Source organism: Burkholderia sp. WTPI3 (assembly GCF_021483755.1).
In the GTDB taxonomy this organism is placed as follows: domain Bacteria; phylum Pseudomonadota; class Gammaproteobacteria; order Burkholderiales; family Burkholderiaceae; genus Burkholderia.
On record NZ_JAGIXF010000168.1, the window covers coordinates 1 to 6,189 of the forward strand.

4 protein-coding genes are annotated in these 6,189 nt (G+C 61.2%); all 4 read left to right on the forward strand.

The window, feature by feature from the left end:
• The first annotated feature begins 60 nt into the window (after positions 1–60).
• Genes J7024_RS36015 through J7024_RS36030 form a run of 4 tightly spaced genes read left to right on the forward strand, consistent with a single transcriptional unit; the run spans position 61 to position 6,153 of the window.
• The gene (locus J7024_RS36015; RefSeq protein WP_234745969.1) at positions 61–2,841 is read left to right on the forward strand and encodes a type VI secretion system Vgr family protein; all 2,781 of its coding nucleotides are present in this window, start codon (positions 61–63) and stop codon (positions 2,839–2,841) included.
• 35 nt (positions 2,842–2,876) lie between these two features.
• Positions 2,877–4,820, forward strand: a complete 1,944-nt coding sequence (locus tag J7024_RS36020) for an esterase/lipase family protein (protein WP_059607903.1) — start codon at positions 2,877–2,879, stop codon at positions 4,818–4,820.
• The gene (locus tag J7024_RS36025; RefSeq protein WP_327796279.1) at positions 4,814–5,854 is read left to right on the forward strand and encodes a T6SS immunity protein Tli4 family protein; all 1,041 of its coding nucleotides are present in this window, start codon (positions 4,814–4,816) and stop codon (positions 5,852–5,854) included. The genes J7024_RS36020 and J7024_RS36025 overlap by 7 nt, the downstream gene beginning before the upstream one ends.
• 11 nt (positions 5,855–5,865) lie before the next feature.
• Positions 5,866–6,153, forward strand: a complete 288-nt coding sequence (locus tag J7024_RS36030) for a PAAR domain-containing protein (RefSeq protein WP_082729073.1) — start codon at positions 5,866–5,868, stop codon at positions 6,151–6,153.
• Positions 6,154–6,189: the final 36 nt, after the last annotated feature.

The following is a 6,189-nucleotide window of genomic DNA, read 5'->3' on the forward strand; positions in this document are numbered from 1 at the left end:
CTAAAATGGGTTAGCCGCACTTTTTTGCGCGGTAAATTCTAGAAAAACATTGAGAGAAAAATGGTACTCAGACCACCCGCGCTCGGGGAGCTGAAATTTCGCGATCTGTATAACGCGATCCACCGGGGCCTACTGCAGAACAACCGCCTGTTGCGGCTGGACACGCCGCTCGGCCAGAACGCACTGATTCCGCTGCGCGCACGCGGATCGGCTCGGATCGGCCGCGATTACAACTGGACGCTCGACGTCGCGTCGCTACGCGACGACACCGCGCTGCTGTCTCTGATGCACCAGCCCGTCACGCTGTGGATCCAGCAGCCCACCGCCCCGTTTGCCGACTCCGTCTATCGTCCGATCCACGGCTTCGTGCACCGGGTCGGCTACCTGGGCGGGGACGGTGGACTGTCGACATACCAGCTGGAATTTTCATCGGCGCTGGTGTTCCTGGGCGGCACCCGTAACGACGAAGGCTGGCTCGAGCAGACGGCGCAGGAGATCGTGTCCGATCTCCTCAATCGCTATCCGCAGCTGCAGGGCCGATTCCGCTTCACCCTGAACCGCGAGCCAGCGGTGCGCTCGTGGTGCCGGCAGAGCGAAACGGATCTGCATTTCTTCCACCGCCTGCTCGAAGACGAAGGTTGGTATTGCTACTGGGCGCACGAGCCGGTCCGTGACGGCGAGACCCCCAAGACCACGCTGGTGATCGTCGACCAGGTCGCGGCGCTGCCTGACGCGAAGCCGGCCGACTTCGTCCACGGCGCCGGCGACAACGAGGCGGTGAACGGGTTCACGCACTGGGCGGCCATGCAGACAATGCAGAGCCTGCGGTACGAATCCAGCGCGTTCGATTACAAACGCCCCGCGTCCCGCTTTGAAGCGGCGAGCACGCTCGCATCGATTGATTACGTCACGGACGACGGCCGGCACCAGGCGCAGCAGATTCCGAATGCGCCGATGACGGTCTATGAGCCGACCGCGTACGGATACCCCGATTCCGACAGCGGCGGCGCCCGCGCACGCCGGCGCGTACAGGGCTGGGATGCACGCGCCCGGCGCTACTTTGGGGTCGGCGGCCTGCGCTGGCTTGATGCGGGGTCGCGCTTCGTGCTGAACGACCACCCGCGCCATCCGGAACGCGACGACGCCGACCGGACGTTCCTGGTCGTCGAGGCGCGCTGGTTCATCGAGAACAATGTGCCGATCGGCCAGCCGCCGACCGAATTCCCGCTCAGCCTGCGTGCGACGCTGGCCGAGCAGCAGGCGGCACACGGCGCGCGCTTCACGACACCGGGCCACGCCGAGGACGGTATGGCCGGCTTCTTCGTGCTCGAGGTCGAGGCGCAGGACGCACGGATCGAGTTTCGCAGTCCGCTCGACCATCCGAAGCCAGCGATGTCGATCGAGCACGCGCTTGTCGTCACGCAGCAGGGAATCGAGGCCTGGTCGAACGAGCGGAATCAGGTCCGCGTGCATTTCGCATGGGATCGGAAAAATCCTGACGGCGCGTTCAATGCGTCGCCCCTGCTGTCGTCGATGCAGTCCGATACGGGCAACGGGTACGGCGCAGTGCACGTGCCGCGTGCGGGCGAATGGGTGCTCATCGGCTACTGGAGCAATGACTGTGACAAGCCCTTCATTTTGGGGCGCGTCAACGGCGGCACGACGCCATCGCCATGGCACACGAACGTGCTGCTGTCAGGGTTCCAGTCGCAGGGCTTCGGCAACACCGGCGCGTACAACGCGTTCGTGCATGACGACGCGACGAACCAGGGTGGCACGCGGCTCGTCAGCTACACGGGCAAGAGCTACGCGGCGCTCACCCAGGGTTACTTGATCCAGCAGGACGGCAATACGCGCGGCCGGTATCTCGGCCAAGGCTTCGTGCTGCATGCCGACGAATATGGCGCGGTGCGGGCGAGCAAGGGGCTGTCGATCAGCACGCACGCGAAAGCCTACGACGACGAGCAGCTCGGTGTCGACGAAGCTCGCACGCGGCTCCAGCAAGCCGGGATGCTGGTGGAATCGCTGTCGAGCGCCAGCACGACCGCACAGGCCGAATCGCTGCAGGCCGGCCAGGATGCGCTCAAGGACCTGACGACGGCCGTGCAGCAGCCGGTGTCGGGGCAGACGTCGGGTGGCGTCACGGCAGGCGGCGGCACCGGTAACGCGAACAGCTTCGCGAAGCCCGTGATCGTGATCGCGACGCCGGCGGATTTTGCGGCCGTGGCGGACCGCTCCGCGCACATGTTGGCGGAAGCGGAAATCAACGTGGTCAGCGGCGAAAACACCCACCTGGCAAGCGGCAAGTCGCTGATCGCGGCTGCGGCCGAGAAGATCAGCCTGTTCGTTCAGAAGGCCGGCATGAAGCTGTTCGCCGCGAAGGGGCCGATCGAGGTATCGGCGCATACCGACGAAATCAAACTGAACTCGGCCAAGGATACGTCTCTGTTCAGCAAGAAGCGGATCGTGATCGAGGCGACCGAGGAACTGATTTTGAAGTGCGGCGGCTCGTACATCCGCATCACGAAGGACGGCATCGAGGACGGTACGCGCGGCGGCCGCACGATCAAGTCGGCGTCGTTCAGCCGCCAGGGGCCGAGCTCAGTCGCTGAGCACATGAACAGCCTGCCGACGGCCAAGTTCAACGATCCGTACGTGCTGCGCGATCGCATCTCCGGCGAGGTGCTGAAAAACCACCCGTACGAGCTGATCCGTGGCGATGGAACAAAGTTGTCCGGAACGACGAACGAGCTGGGACATATCACCGAGCAGAAGAGCGAGGATATCGAGAAGTTGGCGGTGCGCGCATTGCGGCCGAAGCCGAATGGTCCCGCGGCATGAGTCCGATAATCGATGCGCGAATTTGACGAACGACAATGAGCGATAACACAGATCAATCCAGCACCGGTTCGCCGTTTAGCGACGCCGAGGAAGCTGTGCGGCAGGTTGGACGCACGGACAAGGACGGCGCGTCGGTTGGACACTTCACGTTGACGCCGGCAAGCGACACGCGGCAAAAGGAGTTGCTGTGCGACGTGCGGCCGATCATTCCGGTGATCTTCCTGCCAGGTGTGATGGGCTCGCCGCTGGTCAATGAGAAAACCGGTGACGAAATGTTTTTTGCGCCGAATACGGACGGTATGCTCGGGAAAGCGGGGGCATTACCGGCACTGATCGGCATGTGGTTCAAGGGCGCGTCCACGCGGGAAACGCAATTCGACGCGACCGTGGCCAAGGTGACTCCATTCGGCCCGATCCGCGCCGGCAAGCTTCAAAAGGATGACAAGGAAGACCAGTATGTGGACGAGGCAGAGGCACGTCGACGCGGCTGGGGCTCAGTCTACAGATCAAGCTATCAACCGATGTTGGCGTGGCTCGAGGAGCAACTGAACGAGCCGAAGTACATGGGCAAGCACAAGGGAGCGTGGATCGAAACCGACCCCGACGGGAAGAAGTGGACGCTCAAGCCCGTGCTCGGCACCGAGCCGGCCGACTACGGGGCGACCGATGCCGGCGCGCAAAAACGCGGCCAGGCGATCACGGAAGAGTCGGCGGTGTTCGAGCATTTCGCGAAATACCGGTACCGGGTGTATGCAATCGGTTACAACTGGCTGCAATCGAATGAGAAGTCGGCGCAGCAGGTCATCGATGGCATGGACTTTGAGGACAAGAAGACCGGCCAGAAGATGCGACTGATGGGCATCAAGGAGATCATCGCGGAGAATGATAGCGGCAAGGCGATCATCCTCACGCACTCGATGGGCGGGCTGGTCGCACGGATGGCGATCGCAATGCATGGCGGAGCGGGCCTGATGCACGGTGTATTCCACAACGTGCTGCCGGCGACTGGGGCGCCGATCGCCGCGAAGCGGTTCCGCACCGGGGGCGGCAGCGAAGGCGGGGTGAACGGCTTTATCAATGGCGCGCTGCTCGGCAGCAATGCTGACGAGTTCGTGGCCGTGGGAGCAAACGCACCGGGGGCGCTCGAACTGTTGCCGATGCCGGACTACCACAATGGAGAGGCATGGTGGATCTTTGGGCGGCTCGATGGCACGCCGGTGATGAAGTTGCCGCAGCAGGGCGACGTATATAACGAGCTTTATATTAATCAAAAGTGGTACGGGCTGGTACCGGAACAATCAACGTCGTTGCTCGATCCGGCTGGCATCGTCCAAAAGCGGCTCGACAGTCAGCCAATAAAATCAACGGTGTCCGAGAATTTCGCAAAAACAATGCTGTCTGTTGTGCGCAATCAGGAAAAAATAAAAGATAAATACCATGATAAAACATACGTAGCATATGGAGATGGGGCGCTAACGCCCAAGGGTTCAAACTCATCGAGCGATGGGCACAGCAAACCGAAGATCGAGAAAAGCGAGAAGCTCGACGATCTATTGGCATGGGGCACGGTGATCTGGAAAGGGAATATACCGCCCGATGTGACGGAGGAAGAACTGCGAGCCGCGCGGTTCTTGGGTGAGAAACACGACGATTCCCACACCGGCACGCTGCGCGTGCACCTGGACTCGCGCAATGTCACCATCGAATTCGAGGTGCAGAAGGTAGCGAAGCTGCCACCGGGTAGCGACGTGCCCGATCCCCAAAAAAATGGCATCGTGCCCGGCGACGGAACGGTGCCGGTCTGGTCGGCCGAAGCTCCTGCGCACAGCGAAGAGGGTGGCGCGGCCCACGGCGTACAAATGGTGTTTGACCAAGGAGGCTATGTGCACCAGGAAAGCTATAACCATCCATGGGCGCGCTGGGCGCTCCTCTACAGCATCGTGCAAATCGCGCAGGATGCCCCGGAGCCGAAATGCTGACGCGAATTGGCCGACTTCTCTTTTTGGTGGCGGGCGTGTGTGCCTGTTCGATAACGTTTTCGGGTGAACTGACTATGACGAATCCCTTGCTTTCCAAGTCGCGCCCGTGGTGCATCGGCCGCTTCGTATTCGATCGACCGGTGGCAAGTAAACTCACGAATCAACGATACGCTTATTGGGGGAACAAACTAGAGACGCAGCACAATGCGTCGCCTGCCGAATATCAAGCCAAAGTTGACGCAGCGGAAAAGAAATATCGCACTGAAAGGCGCTTTGATCCTTCAAATCCGAAAAATCAATCTGGACCTGTCTGGCTTGAAAAGGCGATTTCTCCGACAAAGACTTCAAAGGTGTTCGCTTATCAAGAAGGAACCGCAAAGGCTGCGAAATTGCCGTTTGATACAGATGGCTATATTTACGAGAGCAACACCTTGTTCCATACCACTGGATCCTTTGGTTCAGGTGGTTTGGACAAGTTTGAGCCTGTTTACACCGATCTCTATCGGCGCATCAAGGCGCGCGATAACTGGTCTGTGCCGACCGAATCGGGATTCTGCTTCGACGGCGGAATCGCCACGGGCTCGTCAACTTTCACCGAGGAAGTCAGCGAGTCGATTGCGCTGATGCCGGGTCGGCCGGCGTTGCTGGTGATCGAGATGCGGGACGCAGTCGACGTCGACCAGAAAGAGTCACTGACCAAGACGCTTCCTGAGCTGCGCGCGAAGATGGATCGCATCTCGAGCGGCAGCTACCGAATCCTGCGACAAGGCAAACGCACGGTGGCCGGGATGGACGCCGAGGAAGTCCTGTTCGCGCTGAAGGAGGGCGAGATCACGTCCTACCGCTTCTACTTGCTCGCACCAGGCGACCCGAGCACGCTGGCGAAACCGCATACCGCGATTCAGTTGTTGCTCGGTGCGAGCAGCCCCGATTTGAAGCCTGACGAGGCGACGTCGCCGGTCGATGAGGCAGGCGCGCTGCAAACGTGGGAGACGCTGTTGAACAGCCTGCGCCTGCGGCCGGGTGCCGTCTGAACGGAGACGCCATGCGACGTTACGACATCGTGAAGGGCGACACGACGACCGTCGGCGGTATCGTACAAGGCGGTGACGGCACCGATTTGATCGGAGGTCGAGAGCAAGCCTATGAGCACGATCCGGTGTGGTGCCCGGTCTGCAAGACGTTGGGCAAGATCGCGTGCACCGGCCCGCGGATTTCCACTACCGGGCCGGACGGGCGCGAGGCAGCATTGAGTGACGATCTGTGCATGTGCGCATGCCCTGCACCACCAAAACTGGTGGCGTCGCAGTCGGTGTCGTACGTCGATGTCTGAACCTAGGCGTCGAGTTTTGGCTAATGCACCCGATCC